This window comes from Streptomyces sp. NBC_01476, assembly GCF_036227265.1.
In the GTDB taxonomy this organism is placed as follows: domain Bacteria; phylum Actinomycetota; class Actinomycetes; order Streptomycetales; family Streptomycetaceae; genus Actinacidiphila.
The window spans coordinates 1942935-1960495 of sequence record NZ_CP109446.1 but is presented as its reverse complement, the minus strand read 5'-3'; the positions used below and the strand labels follow the sequence as shown (position 1 = coordinate 1960495).

At 72.8% G+C, this 17561-nt stretch carries 16 protein-coding genes; 8 read left to right on the top strand and 8 right to left on the bottom strand.

Annotated elements, in window-relative coordinates; all coding sequences use genetic code 11:
• Positions 1 to 15 precede the first annotated feature (15 nt).
• From OG552_RS08550 to OG552_RS08535, 4 genes are all read left to right on the top strand, one after another.
• Positions 16 to 390 (top strand): Rv2175c family DNA-binding protein, encoded by a 375-nt coding sequence (locus OG552_RS08550; protein ID WP_329130881.1) that lies wholly within the window; start codon positions 16 to 18, stop codon positions 388 to 390.
• A gap of 57 nt (positions 391 to 447) precedes the next feature.
• Positions 448 to 1095: a thiamine phosphate synthase gene (thiE, locus tag OG552_RS08545; RefSeq protein ID WP_329130879.1), complete on the top strand. Its 648-nt coding sequence runs from the start codon at positions 448 to 450 to the stop codon at positions 1093 to 1095.
• 374 nt (positions 1096 to 1469) lie between these two features.
• Positions 1470 to 2390, top strand: coding sequence for a methylenetetrahydrofolate reductase [NAD(P)H] (metF, locus tag OG552_RS08540; RefSeq protein WP_329130877.1), 921 nt, complete (start codon positions 1470 to 1472; stop codon positions 2388 to 2390).
• Positions 2391 to 2416: 26 nt separating this feature from the next.
• A complete protein-coding gene (locus OG552_RS08535) occupies positions 2417 to 3466 on the top strand; it encodes a hypothetical protein (RefSeq protein WP_329130875.1) in 1050 nt (349 codons plus the stop codon).
• A gap of 28 nt (positions 3467 to 3494) precedes the next feature.
• Here OG552_RS08535 and OG552_RS08530 read toward each other — a convergent pair whose 3' ends face one another.
• From OG552_RS08530 to OG552_RS08515, 4 genes are all read right to left on the bottom strand, one after another.
• Positions 3495 to 5762, bottom strand: coding sequence for a terpene synthase family protein (locus tag OG552_RS08530; protein WP_329130873.1), 2268 nt, complete (start codon positions 5760 to 5762; stop codon positions 3495 to 3497).
• 225 nt (positions 5763 to 5987) lie between these two features.
• Complete coding sequence (locus OG552_RS08525; RefSeq protein WP_329130871.1) at positions 5988 to 7502, bottom strand: phytoene desaturase family protein; 1515 nt, start codon at positions 7500 to 7502, stop codon at positions 5988 to 5990.
• A 29-nt stretch (positions 7503 to 7531) separates the two neighbouring features.
• Complete coding sequence (locus OG552_RS08520) at positions 7532 to 8137, bottom strand: DUF4126 domain-containing protein (RefSeq protein WP_329130868.1); 606 nt, start codon at positions 8135 to 8137, stop codon at positions 7532 to 7534.
• Between the two features lie 227 nt (positions 8138 to 8364).
• Positions 8365 to 8991, bottom strand: coding sequence for a TetR/AcrR family transcriptional regulator (locus OG552_RS08515; protein WP_329130866.1), 627 nt, complete (start codon positions 8989 to 8991; stop codon positions 8365 to 8367).
• A gap of 166 nt (positions 8992 to 9157) precedes the next feature.
• Between OG552_RS08515 and OG552_RS08510 the strand changes: the two genes are divergently transcribed.
• From OG552_RS08510 to OG552_RS08500, 3 genes are all read left to right on the top strand, one after another.
• On the top strand, positions 9158 to 9610 hold the full coding sequence (locus tag OG552_RS08510) for an SAV_6107 family HEPN domain-containing protein (RefSeq protein ID WP_329130864.1): 453 nt from the start codon (positions 9158 to 9160) through the stop codon (positions 9608 to 9610).
• A 58-nt stretch (positions 9611 to 9668) separates the two neighbouring features.
• Positions 9669 to 10439: a methyltransferase gene (locus tag OG552_RS08505; RefSeq protein WP_329130862.1), complete on the top strand. Its 771-nt coding sequence runs from the start codon at positions 9669 to 9671 to the stop codon at positions 10437 to 10439.
• Positions 10440 to 10651: 212 nt separating this feature from the next.
• Positions 10652 to 11062 (top strand): DUF3040 domain-containing protein, encoded by a 411-nt coding sequence (locus tag OG552_RS08500; RefSeq protein WP_329130860.1) that lies wholly within the window; start codon positions 10652 to 10654, stop codon positions 11060 to 11062.
• A gap of 131 nt (positions 11063 to 11193) precedes the next feature.
• Here the strand turns inward: OG552_RS08500 and OG552_RS08495 are convergent, their stop codons facing one another.
• The 4 genes from OG552_RS08495 to OG552_RS08480 form a co-directional block, all read right to left on the bottom strand.
• The gene (locus OG552_RS08495; protein WP_329130858.1) at positions 11194 to 13695 is read right to left on the bottom strand and encodes a transglutaminase TgpA family protein; all 2502 of its coding nucleotides are present in this window, start codon (positions 13693 to 13695) and stop codon (positions 11194 to 11196) included.
• On the bottom strand, positions 13692 to 15140 hold the full coding sequence (locus tag OG552_RS08490; RefSeq protein ID WP_329130856.1) for a DUF58 domain-containing protein: 1449 nt from the start codon (positions 15138 to 15140) through the stop codon (positions 13692 to 13694). Before OG552_RS08490 ends, OG552_RS08495 begins: the two co-directional genes overlap by 4 nt.
• Positions 15140 to 16168, bottom strand: a complete 1029-nt coding sequence (locus OG552_RS08485; RefSeq protein ID WP_329130854.1) for an AAA family ATPase — start codon at positions 16166 to 16168, stop codon at positions 15140 to 15142. The genes OG552_RS08490 and OG552_RS08485 overlap by 1 nt, the downstream gene beginning before the upstream one ends.
• 140 nt (positions 16169 to 16308) lie before the next feature.
• Complete coding sequence (locus tag OG552_RS08480; protein WP_329130852.1) at positions 16309 to 16875, bottom strand: beta-class carbonic anhydrase; 567 nt, start codon at positions 16873 to 16875, stop codon at positions 16309 to 16311.
• Positions 16876 to 17002: 127 nt separating this feature from the next.
• Here OG552_RS08480 and mraZ point away from each other — a divergent pair, with 127 nt between their 5' ends.
• Positions 17003 to 17434, top strand: a complete 432-nt coding sequence (gene mraZ / locus OG552_RS08475; protein ID WP_329130851.1) for a division/cell wall cluster transcriptional repressor MraZ — start codon at positions 17003 to 17005, stop codon at positions 17432 to 17434.
• Positions 17435 to 17561: the final 127 nt, after the last annotated feature.

Here is a 17561-nt window from a genome sequence, read left to right as displayed (position 1 = left end):
TGGCACGCTTGTCCTGTGACTGTTTTCTCGTCGGTTGACGCACACATTGACGCTCTCGTCCCTTCCTGGCTCACGCTGCCGGAGGTCGCCGAGCGTCTCGGTCTCGAAGTGACCCGGATCCGGCCGCTGATCAAGGAGGGTCAGCTGATCGCGGTCCGGCGGGGTGAGAACAAGGTGCTGATGGTGCCCAGCGACTTCCTCGGTGAGGGGAAGATCATCAAGGGCCTGTCCGGCACCCTGACCGTCCTCAAGGACGACGGGTTCTCGGACGAAGAGGCCCTGGAGTGGCTCTTCACGCCCGACCCGACCCTGCCCGGCACCCCCGCACAGGCGCTGCGGGAGAATCGGGGGACCGAGGTGAAGCGCCGGGCCCAGGCGCTCGCCGTGTAGCCGCGAACCGCGCCCCGGGGGACCCTGAGCCCGCCGGGGCGCTCACGGGGGAGCCAGATGACCACCGCAGCCCACCGGCAGCTCGCCGACGCCCGCCTCTACCTCTGCACCGACGCCCGCACCGCGCGCGGCGACCTCGCGGAGTTCGCGGACGCCGCGCTCGGCGGCGGGGTGGACATCATCCAGCTCCGCGACAAGGGCATCGAGGCCCGCGAGGAGCTGGCCGCGCTCGCCGTGCTCGCGGCGGCCTGCCGCCGGCACGGCAAGCTCCTCGCGGTCAACGACCGCGCCGATGTGGCGCACGCGGCCGGGGCGGACGTACTCCACCTCGGACAGGGCGACCTCCCGGTCCCGGCGGCGCGTGCCCTGCTCGGCGACGACGTACTGATCGGGCGGTCCTGCCACGCGGAGGCGGAGGTGGCGGCGGCCTGCGGGGAGCCAGGCGCGGACTATTTCTGCACCGGGCCGGTCTGGCCCACCCCCACCAAGCCGGGGCGGCCGGCGCCCGGCCTCGGCCTCGTGCGGTACGCCGCGGGGCTCGGTACGGAGCGGCCGTGGTTCGCGATCGGCGGGATCGGTCTGTCCAACCTCCACGAGGTGCTGGACGCGGGGGCCCGGCGTGTGGTGGTCGTCCGTGCGATCACCCAGGCCCCGGACCCCGCGTCCGCCGCCGCTGCCTTCACCAAGACCCTCCGGGCCCTGTAACCCGTGCCCCGCCAGGGGCACCCAGTCCCTCCGGGCCCGCGGACCCGCGCCCCAAAGGGGCGCGGGGAACTGCGCGAGCAACCACCCACCGGCCGGTGGTCCGGACACGACAGCAACAGCCCCTTTGGGCCGGTGACGGGGTGCGGCCCCGTCGTGGCCGTTCGCGCAGTTCCTCCCCCAGACTTCGTCCGGGGGTACCCCCAGCGCCCCTGAAAAACGAGGTGCCGCCCGCCCGCAAGGGCACCCCGCGGGAGGCGGGGCGGAGGTACTTCCGAGGGGGCGGGTACTTCCGGGGGGAACGTAAAAACGTATGGAGGCGGGCATAACGTCCGGTGAGGTCACGCACGGTCGCCAGACCGGGCTAGCCTGCATGCATGGCCATGGGCACACCCTCCACCCGCACCAACCGAGCCCTCACGATCCGCGAGCTCCTCGCCCGCGGCGAGCGCTCGTACTCGTTCGAGTTCGCCGCGCCCAGGACCGCGAAGGGCGAGCGGACGCTGTGGAACGCGATCCGCCGGATCGAGGCGGTGGGCCCCACCTTCGTCTCGGTCACCTACGGAGCCGGCGGCTCCTCCCGCGACGGCACCATCCGCGCCACCGACCGGATCGTCTCGGACACCACGCTCACCCCCTGTGCCCACCTCACCGCGGTGAATCACTCCGTCGCCGAGCTGCGCAACATCATCGGGCAGTACGCCGACGCCGGGATCCGCAACATCCTCGCGGTGCGGGGCGACCCGCCCGGTGACCCGCTGGCCGAGTGGGTGGCGCATCCCCAGGGTCTCCACTACGCCGCCGACCTGGTCCGGCTGATCAAGGAGTCGGGCGATTTCTGTGTGGGCGTGGCCGCCTTCACCGAGATGCACCCGCGCTCCACCGACCCGGCCGAGGACACCCGCCACTTCATCGACAAGTGCCGGGCCGGCGCCGACTTCGCGATCACCCAGATGTTCTTCGACGCCGACGACTACCTGCGGCTGCGGGACCGGGTGGACGCGGCGGGCTGCACCGTCCCTATCATTCCCGAAGTGATGCCGGTCACCAACGTCCGGCAGATCGAACGTTTCGCCCAGCTCGGCAACGCTCCTTTCCCGCCCGACCTGGCCCGGCGCATCCTGGCGGTGCAGGACGACCCGGCCGCGGTCCGGGCGATCGGCATCGAGTTCACCACCGAGATGTGCCGGCGTCTGATGGCCGAGGACATTCCGGGGCTCCACTTCATTACTCTTAACCACTCCACCGCCTCGCTGGAGATCTACGAGAACCTCGGGCTGCACCAGCGGGCGGCGTGACACCCCCTAGGTGAGGAAGTGGGCACATGGGCTACTCGGTGCTCTACATCGCGTTTGGCATCGTCGCGCTGTGGCTGCTCGGCGAGGTCCTGCTGCAGTACAAGGCCCGGCTGCGCTGGCGGCTGCTCGCCTTCGCGGGGTTCATGGGTGTGGTGGCCGGCGTGGCGACGCGTCAGGTGGTCCTGATCGTGCTGGGCGCGCTCGCGTTCGGCGCCGGACAGGCCTTCGTCACGCTCTCCTACAAGCGGGGATTCTCCACCGGCTGGGCGCTGGGCGGCCGGCCCGGCTCCAGCCGCCGGCGCAGGGGCGCGGGACGGCCGGCCGAGCCGGTCCTCGAAGTCACCCCGGTCGAACCTGACGGGTACGAAGGCGCGGCGCCGGCCCGGGGCGCGGACGCCGATGTGCTCGCCGGCCAGGACGAGTTCGGCGACGACGGCGAGACCTCGGTCTTCCAGCCGGTGCCGATGCACGACGACAGCGGCGAATACCCGCTCTACGACGGCCAGTCCTCGTACACGCCGGACCCGTACACCAGCGGCGGCTACGAGGGCTACGGCGCTCAGGGCTACGAGAGCTGGAACGGTGAGCCGCACCCGGCGGCGGCCGGTTACGACGGCGCCTACGGCTACGACCCGCAGCAGACCGGCTGGGGCAGCGGCCAGGCCTACGGTTTCGAGCAGGCCGGCTACCAGGAGCAGCAGCCCGCGGCGGCCTCCTACAACGGGACCAACGGGGGCAATGGCGGCAACGGGACCAACGGGGGCGGCGGATACGACGCTTACGGCACCGGCGGCTACGCGGGGTACGACACCTACGGCGCCCAGGCCGCCGGAACCGGGGACTGGACGCCGCAGCAGCACCCGCAGCACGCGGAGGCGCCGTACCAGGGCCAGCAGCCGCCCGCCGACCCGTACGCCGGCCAGGGGCAGGGGTACGGCTACGACCCGCAGGCGCAGCCCTACATCCCGCACCAGCAGCAGCAGTCGCCGTACGACCAGCAGCACCAGCCGCAGTACACCGCCGAGCCGTCCGAGCCGTACGAGTACACCGACCCGTACGACCCGTACCGCTACTGACCCGCCGGCGCCCCCGTTCGCACCCGGTTCACCGGCCGGCCGCCAGCAGGGACGGCAGCCGGGCGGCGAAGGTGCCAAGGCCGCCCGGCGCGGTCCAGGGCGCCGGAGCGCCGGCCGGCCCGGGGGACACCGCCGCCGCCACGTGCGGGAAGTCGCGCAGCAGGGTCTGCTCCTTGTAGCGGTCGCAGCCCTCGTGCCAGGTGAGGATGCCCGAGAGCCAGTCGCGCAGTTCCCCCGCGTAGCCGGCGAGTACCGTACGGGCCGCCGGGTCCAGGTCGAACTCGTCGAAGAGCGCGGGCAGTTGGGTCTCGGTGATGTGCTGGAACTCCTGCATCCTGGCGGCCATCAGATCCCCGACCACGTCCATGGCCTCCTGCGGCCCGCAGTCCAGGAAGTTCTGGACCACCAGCACCGCGTTGTGGATCTCGCCCTCGAACTCGATCTCCTTCTGGTACGAGAACACGTCGTTGAGCAGGCAGGCGAAATCGGCGGCGGCGGCCTCCATCGCCTGGACCGGGCGGGAGCGGTAGATCTCCTCGGGCAGTGCGCTGCCGTGGCCGATCCGGGACAGACTCATCGTCAGGTCGGACCCGAAGGTCATCCGGCGCATCTCGATGTAGTCCACCGGGTCGGGCACCCGGTTCTGCCTCTGGTTGGCCACCTCCCACAGCCAGCTCTCGCACATGTCCTCGATCGACGTGCGGAACCTGCGCCGTGCCCCGGGGGTCATCGGGCCCGCGGTGCGGCGCCACAGGTCGCCCAGCGAGCGCTCCAGTACGGTCAGCGGCGGCGGCATCGAACCGGCGTCCGCGTCCAGCGGCATGAAGAGCTTGAAGCGTTCGGTGGCGATCCGGCCCGCCGACGCGTCGGCGCCGCGGCCGAAGACGACCGGGTAGTAGTCGTCACCATAAGTGCCCCAGGTCAGCCAGTCCGTGGTCAGGTCGAGGCCGTCCGGTTCCGCGTCCGGGTGGATGCCGGCCGCGCAGAGCGCGAAGTCGTAGCCGGTGAGCTTCTGCTCGTTCCACAGCCCGCCGGGCACCGGGAAACCGGGCTCGGGATCGAGCATGCCCATCCGTCGCGCCCACTCCAGGTTGTGCTTGCGGGAAGCGTCCAGATGCGGGCTGAGGGTGGTCGGGAACGGCATCGGGATCTCGGGCCGCCGTACCCAGCCGACCCGCTGGTGCGGGAGATGGGTGAAGGAGCGCACCCGCTGCGGCATCGTGGCGGCCAGCGAGGAGAGGATCTGCGCGGCGGAGGTGCCGAGCCCGGTGGGACCGGCGAGCACCGCGGGAGCGCCCTTGTCGTGCGCGCCGTTCATGTACCGGCTGGAGCGCAGGTGCCACTCGTGGCCGCCGGACTGCCAGTCCTGGAGCCCCTTGACGTAGGCGAAGACGTCCGCCCGCTCCTGCGGCCCGAGCCCGTACTGGTCGAAGAGCGGCTCCACTTCGCTGAACGCGGTGTGCTCGAACTGCTGGAGCCGTGAGGTGAGCAGGTCGTTGACCCGCTCGGCGGCCTCCTGGGGGCTCAGGCCGAGGAAGCGCTCCAGCACCAGTACGGCGTTGGCGAGTTCGCCCTCCTCCTCGGTTTCCCGCTGGTACGAGAACAGGTCGTTGCGCAGGTGCACGCCGTCGGAGAAGGTGTCGCGCAGCACCCGCATCGGCCGGCTGGCCGCGATCACGTCGGGGACCTCGGCGCCCGCCGCGTGCTCGATCAGATTGGCGGACCAGGGCGCGCCGCCCACCTTGCGGCGCATCTCGATGTACTCGATGGGGTTGGAGACCCGGCCGGCGCTGATGTTGTCCAGCTCCCAGAGGGACTCCTCCAGCAGGTGGTGGGTGCTCTCGTGGAAGCGGCGCCGCCAGCCCTCCGACATGGCCGGCACGGTACGCGCCCACAGGTCGGCCAGGCCCGCCTCCACCTGATTTGTCGGTTCGGGTACGGGGCGGCCTGGATCCACCGGCATGAAGGCGGTCAGCCGGTCCAGATACGCCTTGGCACCCGTCATGTCCTGAGTGCGCTTGAAGATGTCGAGGAAGTGGTCGTCGAAGAAGAAGACCCAGACATACCAGTCGGTGACCAGGTCGAGTTCCGGACCTGAGGCGTCCGGGTGGGTGTAGGCGCACAGCAGCGCGTAGTCGTGCGAGTCGAAGTCCGACTCGTCCCAGATACCGGAACCCTCGATCATCGTCATGGCGCGGGCCCAGGCTTTGGTGTGCTCGCGGGCCCCTTCCAGGTGGGGGTTGAGCCGTGCCGGGTACGGCACGTAGAACCGGGGCAGTTCAAAGGGCTGCGGCATGTGCGAGGGCCTTCCGCTCGGCGATCATCAGCCGACGAACACGCTAGGTCGCGGCCCGGGGAACGTGTCAGGGCGCAAAGGGCTTTTCCGCCCGATCGGTTGAATCCGGGCAGGCGGTCGATTAACGATCTTCGCAGCGGGTTCCGCGGTGGGTTCCGTGCTGGGTTCCGCGGCGGGCCCGGAGTTGCGTTCGGCGGCGGACCGAGCCGGCGCGGCGCCACCGGCTCAGCGGCTGCCGCCAGGACCGCCCGCGATCAGGTCGGCCACGATCGCCCCGGACATGCCCGCGTGCGGCAGGCCGCCGCCCGGATGGGCCCAGCCGCCGACGAAGTACAGGCCGGGGACGGCCGAGCGGTTGGCGGGCCTCAGCAGCGCGCCCCCGGCCCCGGCCAGCGCGGGCGCAGGGACCGAGCCGCCCGGCGCGCCCGTCTCCCGCCCGGTGTCGGCCGGCGTGCGGACCCTGCGCCACAACTCCCGCTCCCGCAGACCCGGTACGGCCGCCCCGGCGGCCGTGACCAGCCGCCCGGCGAAGTCCTCCGCGGTCCCGGTGGCGGTCCAGTCCACCGCTCCCTGCCGGGGCACGGTCGCCGTCAGCGTGACGGCCTCGTGCTCCTCGTCCGGCCGCAGCTCCGGGTCGTCGGGCCGCAGCACGGTCACGGTGACCGCAGCGGGAGCCGGCAGCGGGCCGGCCTGGCCGCCCCGGCCGCCGAAGACCCACCCCAGTTCCGCGTCCCGGTCAGCCGGGTGGACGACCGTACGGTGCGCGGTGCCGGCCGGGCGGGCGCCGCGCAGCGCCAAGTGGACGCTGAACCGGCCGGGTTCGCCGGCCGGCCCGAGATCCTGCCCGGCCGCGCCCGGCGGCAGCACCCGCTCGCCGTCCAGCGCGGGCAGCGGCGCCCCCGCGACCACCAGATCCGCCTCCGAGCGGCTGCCGTCGGCCAGTTCGACCCCCGCCGCCCGGCCGTCCTTCTCCAGCAGCCCGGTCACCGCCGCGCCGAACCGGAACTCCACCTTCCGGGCGAGGCACCGCCGGTACACCGCGTCGGCCAGCGCCCGCATCCCGCCGCGGACGTACCAGACCCCGAACGTCGCCTCCAGATACGGCAGTACGGCGGTGGCCCCCGGTGCCGTACGCGGATCGAGGCCGTGAGCCAGAGCGTGGCTCTCCAGCAGCGCGGCCAGCCGCGGGTCGCCCAGTTCGGCGGCGGCCACCCGGGCCAGTGCCGGGGCGCCGCGCCGGAACAGGCCGCGCCGGGCGAGCGCCGGATACGGGTCGCGGGCCAGCGCCGCCGGCTCGGTGAGCGCCTCCTCCAGCAGCGGGCGGCGGGTGACCTCCCACGCCTCCCGGGCCCTGACCAGCAGTTCGCTCCAGCGCTCGCCGCTGCCCCGGCCGAAGGCCGCGTCCAGGGCCTCGATCACCCCGGAACGGGAGGCGTTCGGCAGCGACACATCGGTGCCGTCGGCGAAGAGATGGCGGCTCGCCGGACGGACCTGCGTCAGAGCGACGGTGTCCTCCAGGCTCTCCCGGCCGGTCTTCACGAACAGATCCCGGTAGACGGCAGGCAGCAGCAGGAGCCCCGGGCCGGTGTCGAAGCCGAAGCCGCCCTCGCTCAGCCGCCCGACCCCGCCGCCGTACGTGGCCGCCCGCTCGTGCACCACCACCTGGTGGCCGCCGGTGGCCAGCCGGGCCGCCGCCGCCAGCGAACCCATACCCGCGCCGATCACCGCAATCCGTGCCATGGCACGGGACTCTAGCGGCGCGGGAGTCCTCAGGTGGGCGCCGGGGTGCCCTGTCCGCGCCCCGCCCGCCGTTCCCGGCGGCGGCGCAGGAACCGGCGGATCCGGGAGAACAGGAAGGCCACCGTCGTCAGCCCGCAGACCAGCAAAACACCCGCGACGATCGCGGCCGGCACCGGGTGGAAGAGCGCGAAGACCACGATCCCGGAGACACCCAGGTCCTCGGCGAGGCTGAGCACGATGTTGCTGAACGGCTCCGGCGAGGTGTTGACCGCCATCCGCGTCCCGGCCTTCACCAGATGACTGGCCAGCGCCGTCGAACCGCCCACCGCGCCCGCCGCCAGCTGCGGCAGCGAACCGCTCTGACCGGCCAGCAGCGCCGCCACCACGCCGCCGGACACCGGCCGGATCACCGTGTGCACGGTGTCCCACGCGGTGTCGACGTAGGGGATCTTGTCGGCGACCGTGTCGCACAGGAACAGCAGCGCCGCGACCGCCAGCACATCGGGGCGCTGCAGCGACTGCGGCACCTCCCCGGTCACCCCGGTGGCGCCCATGATCCCGAGCAGCAGGACCACGGCATAGGAGTTGATGCCGCTGGCCCAGCCGCTGGTGAAGACGAGTGGCAGTACCGGCATGGCCGGGACTTTAGCCGCCGGTGAGCGGGCGGCGGCGGCCTGTTACGGACCTGGTGCTGAGTACGTACATCTGAGTACCCGTCTGAGTACCGGCACGGATGGTCCGGTGCCGCCGGAACGGAACCATGGGGGCCACGCGAACGGGCCCGGCGCAGCACCGCCGACACGGGGCGGCGGTGCCGCCGGGACCGGACGTGACGGGGGCCGTCCGGGGCGGCGGAAGGCGCTCAGGGGCAGGTCGCGGCCCCGGCTCCGGCCGCTCCTGTCCTGCCCTGGACCAACCGGGAGAGCGCCGCGTGCACCTCGTCGATGCTCCGCTCCGGCTGGAACGCCTGCCAGTCGAGCGCGGCCACCAGCACCATCCCGAAGAGCGCGGACGCGGTCAGCGGCACGTCCGTCTCCCGGCTCAGCTCGCCCGCCGCGACCGCCTCGCCCAGCACCTTCTCCACCACCGCCACGGCCTCCTGGCGCACTCCCATCAAGGTGTCCTGCCAGGTGCGGTTGGTCCGCCACAGCTCGGCGACGTAGAGCTGGGTGAAGGACGGGTAGCGGACGATGAAGACCAGCCCGGCCCGGATCATCGCGTCCAGCGCCTCCACCCGGGAGCCGCCGTGCCCGGTCACGTCGTCCGCGGCCCGGCTCAGCGACGTGGTGAGCAGCCCCACGCCGTGTCTCAGCAACTCCTCGAACAGGTCGTTCTTGCTGGCGAAGTTGTAGTAGACGGTCCCCTTGGCGACCCCGGCCCGTTCGGCGATCTCGTCGACCGTGGTGGCGGAGAAGCCCTTCTCGGCGATGAGCGTGACGGCGGCGTCGTACAGCCTCTGCCGGGTGGCCTGACGTCGTGCGGTGGTCATGGCCCTGATTCTGCCTGCCCGGGCGGCACGTTCCCGGGGCAAGTTGCCCCAACGCCACGGCAGTCGGGCGGGCGAAGGGGCAGCCGGCGGGCATTTACGCAGGTCAGGGGTGATTGTCAGTGCCGACCGGCACTATTGGGGCAGAACGGAGACAAGGAGGTTCGTCATGGCAGCCCCGCTCAGCGACATCCATCCCGTACTGCGCCGCGTCGCCGCGTCGCCCGCCGCTCTCGACCTGCTCACCCAGGCGCACACCGGCCTCCAGGAGGCCGTCGTCCTGGAGCCTCCGCACGAGCGCTACGCCACCGCCCACCTCGCCGCGCTGCGCACCGCCGCCGCGGTGCTCGCGGTCCGCGGCCGGCCGGAGGAGACCCCGCGCAAACGCCGCCGGATCCGCAGCGCCTGGGAGGTGCTGCCCGAGATCGCCCCCGAACTCGCCGAGTGGGCCGCCCTGTTCGCGGCCGGCGCGGCCCGCAGGGCCCGGGCCGAGGCGGGCATAGCCGGCGCCGCCACCGCCCGGGACGCCGACGATCTGGTCCGCGACGCGTCGATGTTCCTGCGCCTGGTCGAGCGGATGCTGCTGCTCCGGCCGCCGCCCCAGGCCGGTTCGCCCCATTAGAGTTGGCACGTCCGACGCATCAGATGTGACCAGCCGTCCGCGAGGAGAACCGCCCGCCATGTCCCGTCGAGGAGGGGTGGACCCCTTGGGCCCCCGTGCCAGCCTGCGTACCGCCGTGGTGTGGGAAGTCCTGCGGGAGGTGCTCCAGCGGCGGGCCAAGGCCGCCGACCGGGAGGTGCTGGACGTCCTGGACACCGGCGGCGGCACCGGCAACTTCGCGGTGCCCGTCGCCCGGCTCGGCCACCGGGTCACCGTCGTGGACCCCAGCCCCGACGCGCTCTTCGGCCTGGAGCGCCGGGCCGCCGAGGCCGGCGTCACCGACCGGGTGCGGGGCGTGCAGGGCGACACCCACGGCCTGCTGGAGGTCGTCGAGCCCGGCAGCTACGACATGGTGCTCTGCCACGGCGTCCTGGAGTACGTGGACGACCCGGTCGAAGCGCTGCGGAACGTGGCCGGCGCGCTCCGCGAGGCCGGCGCCCTCAGCCTGCTCGCTGCGGGCCGCGGCGGCGCCGTACTGGCCCGCGCCCTGGCCGGGCACTTCGCGGAGGCCCAGCACGCCCTGGGCGACCAGGACGGCCGATGGGGCGAGGGCGACCCGCTGCCCCGCCGCTTCTCCGCGGACGAGCTGACCCGGCTGGTCGGCGAGGCGGCGCTGCGCACGGTCTCCGTCCACGGCGTACGGGTCTTCGCCGATCTGGTGCCCGGGGTGCTGGTGGACACCGAGCCGGGCGCGCTGGACGCGCTGCTCCGGCTGGAGCTGGCGGCGGCCGAGGAGCCGGGATTCCACTCGGTGGCGACCCAGCTCCACGTGCTGGCCGAGCGCGGCTGACGCCACGGTCCGCCCCGGCGCCGGCAGGGGAGTCCGTCACACGCCGCCCACGGCCCGTATTCCTGACCGTATGCTGGCATGACGTACCGGCGGACGGGGAATGAGTGCCCCGTCGGATTGGCGCGGTGGGCGGGTTTCACGGGGGCGATTCCCTGCCTATCCTGAAAGGGTCGGAACGGTCGTTCCCCGCGACCGACGAGTAGGAGGTCTCCGTGCCGCTCTCGGAGCACGAGCAGCGCATGCTCGAGCAGATGGAGCGAGCGCTGTACGCCGAAGATCCCAAGTTCGCGTCGGCGCTCGAGGGAAACGGGCTGCGCACGTACACCCGGCGTCGGGTCTATCTGGCGGTGGCGGGCTTCCTGACCGGGATCGGGCTGCTCATGGGCGGCATGATCGCGAAACAGCCGTGGATCAGTGTGGTCGGCTTCCTGGTGATGCTGATCTGTGCGGTGCTCGCGGTGACCGGGTGGCGTCGTGCGACCCGGCCCGGTGAGCAGCCGCCCGCCACGCCGCAGCCGGGCCGCAGGCTCGGCCGCCGCCAGCAGCATCCGCCGCGCCGCGGCAAGGTCATGGACCGCATCGAGGAGCGGTGGCAGCGCCGCCGCGACGAGCAGGGACAGTAGCCCCGCGACCGCCTCTTCTTTCCCGAAGGACCCGCACCCCACCCCAGGGGCCGGGTCCTTCGTCTTTCCCACGGGGGTGCCCCCGTGGGCAGCGGTGGGGCACCGCCGCCCGCGAGGGCACCCGCGCCAGGTCAGCCCCGGGACGGCAGGCCACGGCGCAGCGGCGCCGTGGCCCGCTGCCCCGCGAGCGTGAGACGGTCCGTGGCGGCCGTCCACCGCGCCGACAGCGACCAGACGAGGCGGGCCGACGAGCGGGGCAGCAGCAGCGCCCGCAGCCGCGTCGCACGGCTCGCCGATTCCCGCAACCCCGCCCGTACCCGGTGCACCTCCGCCGCCAGCCCCGGCACCGGCCGCGGCTCGGGGGCGTACAGCGTCTGCTCGACCGCGGTCGCCACCGCACTCGTCGCCCGCGCCGCCTCCTCGTTCAGCCCGCCCTCCTTGATCAGCCGGGCCGCCGCCTTCCGCGGTGTCTCCGACTCGTCCGGCAGGATGCCGTAGTCCCACGCGCTGTCGACCACCTCGCGCCACGCCGACAGCGCCAGGCCCTCGGCCCGTGGCCGCCCGCCCGGTGGCCGCGCAGCCGCTCCCGGGCCGCCGCCGGACTCCTCCACCGCGGAGCGCCACGCCTTCAGCGCGGCCCCGTCCGCCATGGTCTGCCGGCCGCCGAGCCGGCTCGCCCGCATCCGCGTCCGCCAGAACAGCGGCTCCGCAAGCAGCAGCAGGAAGACGAGCGCCCCGCCTCCGATCAGCGAGTTCCGCAGCAGATGGCTGCCGCCGTCGTGCGGGCCGCCGCCACCGCCGGCCGCCACCCCGGCGCAGGCACCGGTCGGCGCCCGGTTCTCCGGGGCGCAGCTCGGGCCGGTGGTCGGCCCGGTGGTCGGGGTGCTCTCGGTGCCGTGCGGCGCCGTGTCCGGCGTGTCACTGCCGGGGGTGGTCGGGGCGTCCTGGGTGTACGACGGCGCCGAGCCGCGGTACGGCGTCGGCTCGAACCGGGTCCACCCGATGCCCTCGAAGTACAGCTCGGGCCACGCGTGCGCGTCCTTGAGCCCCACCGACATCTCACCCGACGCGTCCTGCGTGCCCGGGGTGAAACCGATCGCCACCCGCGCCGGGATGTTCAGCGTGCGGGCCATCGCCGCCATGGTGAAGGCGAAGTGGACACAGAAGCCCTCCTTCGTCTGCAGGAAGCGCGCTATGGCGTCGACCCCGGTACCGGCCTTCGCCTGGGTGTTGTAGACGAACTGCCCGGAGGTGAAGTACTGCTGGAGCAGCAGCGCCCGCTGGTAGTCGTTGACCGCCGACTTGGTGACCGACAGCGCGGTCTGCTTGACCACCGGCGGCAGCGAACCCGGCACCTTGGTGTACTGCGCGGCGATCCGCCCGGTGGCCGGCGGCGCGGCCGCCAACTGAGCCGCGGTCGGCTGCAGTTGCATGCTGGTGACGGTGTACTGCTCGCCGGACACGGTCTGTCCGCCGCGCCCTATCACCATCCGGCCCTCCGGCTGGAACTTCCAGTTGCCCGGTGCCTGCACGCTCAGCGCCGGGAAGGGCATCGGCAGCAGCTCCTGCCGGTAACTGTCGTCCGCCTTCACCGTCGTGGTCACCGGCTTGTACTTCACCTCCGCCGACTGACCCTGCGGCTGCGGCAGGACGTTGGGGATGGTCTCGGTGTCCTGGTCGGACGGCGACCACTCGGCGCCGTCGAACTTGTCCAGCGCCGCGATCCGCAGGTACATGCCGGTGACGTCGCTGGCGTTGGTGCGGTACGTCAGCACTTCGTGGTCGTCGGGCTGGTTGAGGTTGTCCTGGAGCGCGGCCACCAGGTTCACCGCGCTGCCGCCACGGCCCCCGCCGCCCCCGGTGCCCGAGCCGTGCCCGGTGGTGTCCAGCAGGCCGTCGCCCAGAGACGGCAGGACGGCGGGGGCGATCAGCGCGATGCCCAGCGCCATCGCCCCGATCCGGCGCCCGGTCCTGACCGGCGCCGACGGCGCCCGGCCGGCCGACGCGGGACCGCCGGCCCAGCCGCCCGGCGCCGGACTGGCGCCGAAGACGCGTCCCCAGCGCGAGAGCCGGTCGCGGCCCTCGGCGAGCAGCAGCAGCAGATAACCGGCCGCCGCCACCAGGAAGTACAGCCACTGGGTGCCGCCGTCGGAGAGCCCGGCGGCCACCGAGTACAGGGCCAGCAGCGGGAGTCCGGCCGGGGCGGCGCTGTTGTAGGTGACGGCTGTCGCGTCGACCGCGAGGGCCACCACCAGCACCCCGCCGACCAGCAGGATCCGGATACCGGGAGTGACCGGCGCCGGGATGGCGAAGTTGCTGACGTCGTTCATCCCGTCGGTCACCAGGGTGCCGAGCTGCCGCAGCGCCGCCGGGCCGGGGACGATGCCGCCCAGCGCCTGGTGGGTGGCGAACATCACGGTCAGCACCAGCAGCGAGACCAGCGCCTGCGCCAGCACGGTCAGCGGCCGGGCCAGCGGCACCCGGCGGCCGGCCGCGCCGACCGCGGCCTGCAGGCACACGCACAGCAGTGCGCGGAAGATCCAGCCCACCGGGCTGGCCAGCGGCAGCAGCGAACAGGCGGCCATCATCGAGGCCGCCGTCGCGCACAGAGTCAGCCGTGCCTGCCCGCTCATGACCGTGCCCCCGCCTCGCGCCGTTCCTGCTGCTGGGATTCCTCCCGGGACCGGTACCGGTCCGCCTGCTGCCACAGCTCCGGCAGCGACTCGCCGGCGTCCACCGCGACGACCGTCCAGCCGGTCTCGCGCAGCAGCCTGATCGCCGCCTGGGTGCCGTCCTGCTCCTCCGGCGCGGCCGGCGGCGGTGGCGACCCGGTGACCGGAGCCGTCGCCTGCGCCGCCACCGGGGCGGCCGGCCCGGCGGTCCGTACCCCGGGCTCCCTGGCCAGCCAGGCGTCGCTGTCCAGGACGAAGGCGATCGCCCCGCCCGCCCGCTGCCGCATCCGCCCGACGCCGGCCGCGTCTTTGAGGTCCATGTCGCCGAGGAACGCCACCAGCAGTCCCTCGCTGCCCGACCGGAGCACCTCGTACGCCGCCGCCAGGTCCTCGCCGTCGGAGTGCTCGACCACCGCGAGGGTGTCGAGCAGCACGCCGGCCATGTCGCTGGAGTCACCGGTGAAGCCGGCCGCCCCGTCCGGGCCCGGTACGCAGCTGCCGGTGTCGGTGAGCAGCCGGACCGCGTAGCCGCGCTCCAGCATGTGGGTGGCGACCGAGGCGGCCCCGGCGACCGCCCACTCGAACGCCGAGTCCGGTCCCGAGCCGTAGTAGGCGACCGCCCGGGTGTCCAGCAGTACGGTGCAGCGGGCCCGGTTCGGCTGCTCCTCGCGGCGCACCATCAGCTCGCCGTACTTGGCGGTGGAGCGCCAGTGCACCCGGCGCAGGTCGTCGCCGTGCCGGTAACCGCGCGGGATGGCGTCGTCGTCACCGGCCAGCGCCAGCGCCCGGTTGCGGCTCTCGCCGTACCCCGACGACTCGCCGGCGAGCCGGACGGCCGGCAGCGGTTCCACCTTGGGCACCACGGTCAGGGTGTCGAACTGGCTGAACGAGCGCGTCAGTTCGCACATCCCGAACGGGTCGGAGAGCCGCAGCTGGAGCGGGCCGAGCGGGTAGCGGCCGCGCAGGTCGGAGCGGACCCGGTAGGACACCTCGCGGTGGCCGCCCGGCTCCACCCGGTCCAGGACGAACCGGGGCCGCGGGCCGAGCACGTACGGCACCCGGTCCTGGAGCATCAGCAGTCCGGTGGGGATGCGGGAGACATTGTCCACCCGCAGGTGCACCCGGGCCTCGGACATCGCGGGCACCCGGGACGGCGCCAGCCGGCGGCTGCCCGCGACCCGGTAGCGGGTCCGGTAGAGCACGGCCACGCAGACCAGCGGGAGCGCGGCCAGCAGCAGTCCGACCCGCAGCAGGTCGGACTGGCCGAGTACGTAACTGCATATCGCTGCGGCCACCCCCGCGGCCACGAACGACCGGCCGCGGGTGGTGAGGCCGGCCAGCGCGGCACGGAAACCGCCGCCCCGCCCCGGGGCGGCCGGCGAAGCGGGAGGCTGCGGCGCGGTCATCACAGACCCCGGCTGCCCGGTGCCTGCGGCGGACGGCCCGGCTGCTGTGGCCAGTTGCCGGACGACGGGTCGGGCACCGCCACCCGCTGCACGATCTCGGCCACCACCTGCTCCGGCGTACGCCGGTTCAACTGCGCCTGCGCGGTGGGCAGCAGCCGGTGCGCGAGCACCGAGGAGGCCAGGCCCTGCACGTCGTCGGGCAGGACGTAGTCCCGGCCGTCGAGCGCGGCGGACGCCCGGGCCGCCCGGATCAGGTGCAAGGTCGCGCGCGGTGAGGCGCCGAGCCGCAGATCCGCGTGGCTGCGGGTGGCGCCGACCAGGGTCACCGCGTACCGGCGGACCGGGTCGGAGACGTACACCTGCCGTACCGCCTCGATGAGTTTGACGATCTCGTGCGCGTGCGCGACCGGCTGCAGGTCGTCCAGCGGGGAGACCCCGCCGTGCATCTCCAGCATCTTCAACTCGGCCTCCGGGCTCGGATAGCCGATCGAGACCCGGGCAGTGAAGCGGTCCCGCTGGGCTTCGGGCAGCGGGTAGGTGCCCTCCATCTCCACCGGGTTCTGCGTGGCGATCACCATGAAGGGGCTGGGCAGTTCATAGGTGGTGCCGTCGACCGTGACCTGGCGCTCCTCCATGGACTCCAGGAGCGCGGACTGGGTCTTGGGGGAGGCACGGTTGATCTCGTCGCCCACCACGATCTGCGCGAAGATCGCGCCCGGCTTGAACTCGAAGTCGCGCTGCTGCTGGTCGAAGACGCTCACGCCGGTGATGTCCGAGGGCAGCAGGTCCGGCGTGAACTGGATACGCCGGACCGAGCAGTCGATGGAGCGTGCCAGCGCCTTGGAGAGCATGGTCTTGCCGACGCCCGGCACGTCCTCGATCAGCAGATGTCCCTCGGCGAGCAGGACGGTCAGCGCGATGCGTACGACCTCCGGCTTGCCCTCGATCACGTTCTCCACGCTGCGGCGCACCCGATCCGCAGTCGTGGTGAGATCGCTGAGGCTTGCTCGTGGGTCAATGGTCGTCACCCGGTACTCCTCGGCCTGTTCCTCGGGACACGGTCATCCCTGGACCGGCCCTCCCCGCATTGGGCAACGTCCGCTAAGGGCGAGACGTGCCGCACGATGCATTCTTCCCTTACACAGCGGTTCACGTCACTCGGCGGCTGTTACTTGTTCGTGATTTCCCGCAGCAGACCGGTGTGCACGTCGAAGACAAATCCGCGCACGTCGTCCGTGTGGGCGAGGAACGGTGAGGTCCTGACCCGGGCCATCGACTGCCGGACGTCCTGGTCGACGTCGGAGAAGGCCTCCACCGCCCAGGTCGGCCGCTGTCCCACTTCGCGCTCCAGTTCCGTACGGAAATCCTCCGTGATGTTCTGCAGGCCGCAGCCGGTGTGATGGATCAGTACCACCGACCGGGTGCCCAGGGCACGCTGGCTGATGGTGAGTGAACGGATGGTGTCGTCGGTGACCACACCGCCGGCGTTGCGGATGGTGTGGCAGTCACCCAATTCGAGACCGAGCGCCCGGTGCAGGTCGATACGGGCGTCCATACAGGCGACGACCGCGACTTTCAGGACCGGCTGGGCGTCCATGCCCGGGTCCTGGAACGCGGCGGCGTACTCCTGATTGGCGTTGACCAGCCTGTCGGTGACGGACGGGGCCACGGCGGCTCCGGCATACGTCGGTATGGGCTCGGTGGGGCCGGTACGGCCGCTGGCAGATATCGACATGTCAATGACGGTAGCGCCTGCCCGGCCGCCGTGGTGGCGCGCCCGCCTGGGATTTCGTTGACCGTGGGGCAGGGTGGAGTAAAGTGGCGCGAAGTGGTGCTGTCTGCGGGAGGAGGGCCGGGTCCTCATGTTCCTCGGGACCTACACCCCGCGGCTGGACGACAAGAACCGGCTCGTGCTGCCCGCCCGCTTCCGGGAGCCGTTCGCCGACGGCCTGGTGATCACCCGCGGACAGGAGCGCTGCCTGTGCGTGTGGTCGGTCGAGGGCTTCAAGGCGGCCACCGAACAGCTCTCGGCGGCCCCGCTGACCTCCAAGTCCGCCCGTGACTACCTGCGGGTGCTCTTCGCCGGGGCGCACGACGAGGTGCCCGACAAGCAGGGGCGGGTGACGGTGCCGCAGCCTTTGCGGGAGTATGCCGGGCTGGTCCGGGACTGCGCGGTCATCGGCGCCAACACGCGGGTGGAGATCTGGTCGGCAGAGGCCTGGGACCGCTATCTCGCGGCGCAGGAAGACACCTTTTCGGCCCTGTCAGAGGAGGTTCCGCCCGGATTACTGTGAGTGCGGCCCCGCACCCCCGCGTGCGCCGGCGCACCTCCCCCCGGGACGTACGGCTCGGCCTCCTCCCGCTCTCCGGTTCGCTTCCGCCGGCACCACTTCCCCGGTGTCGGGGGAACGTTTCTTCCGA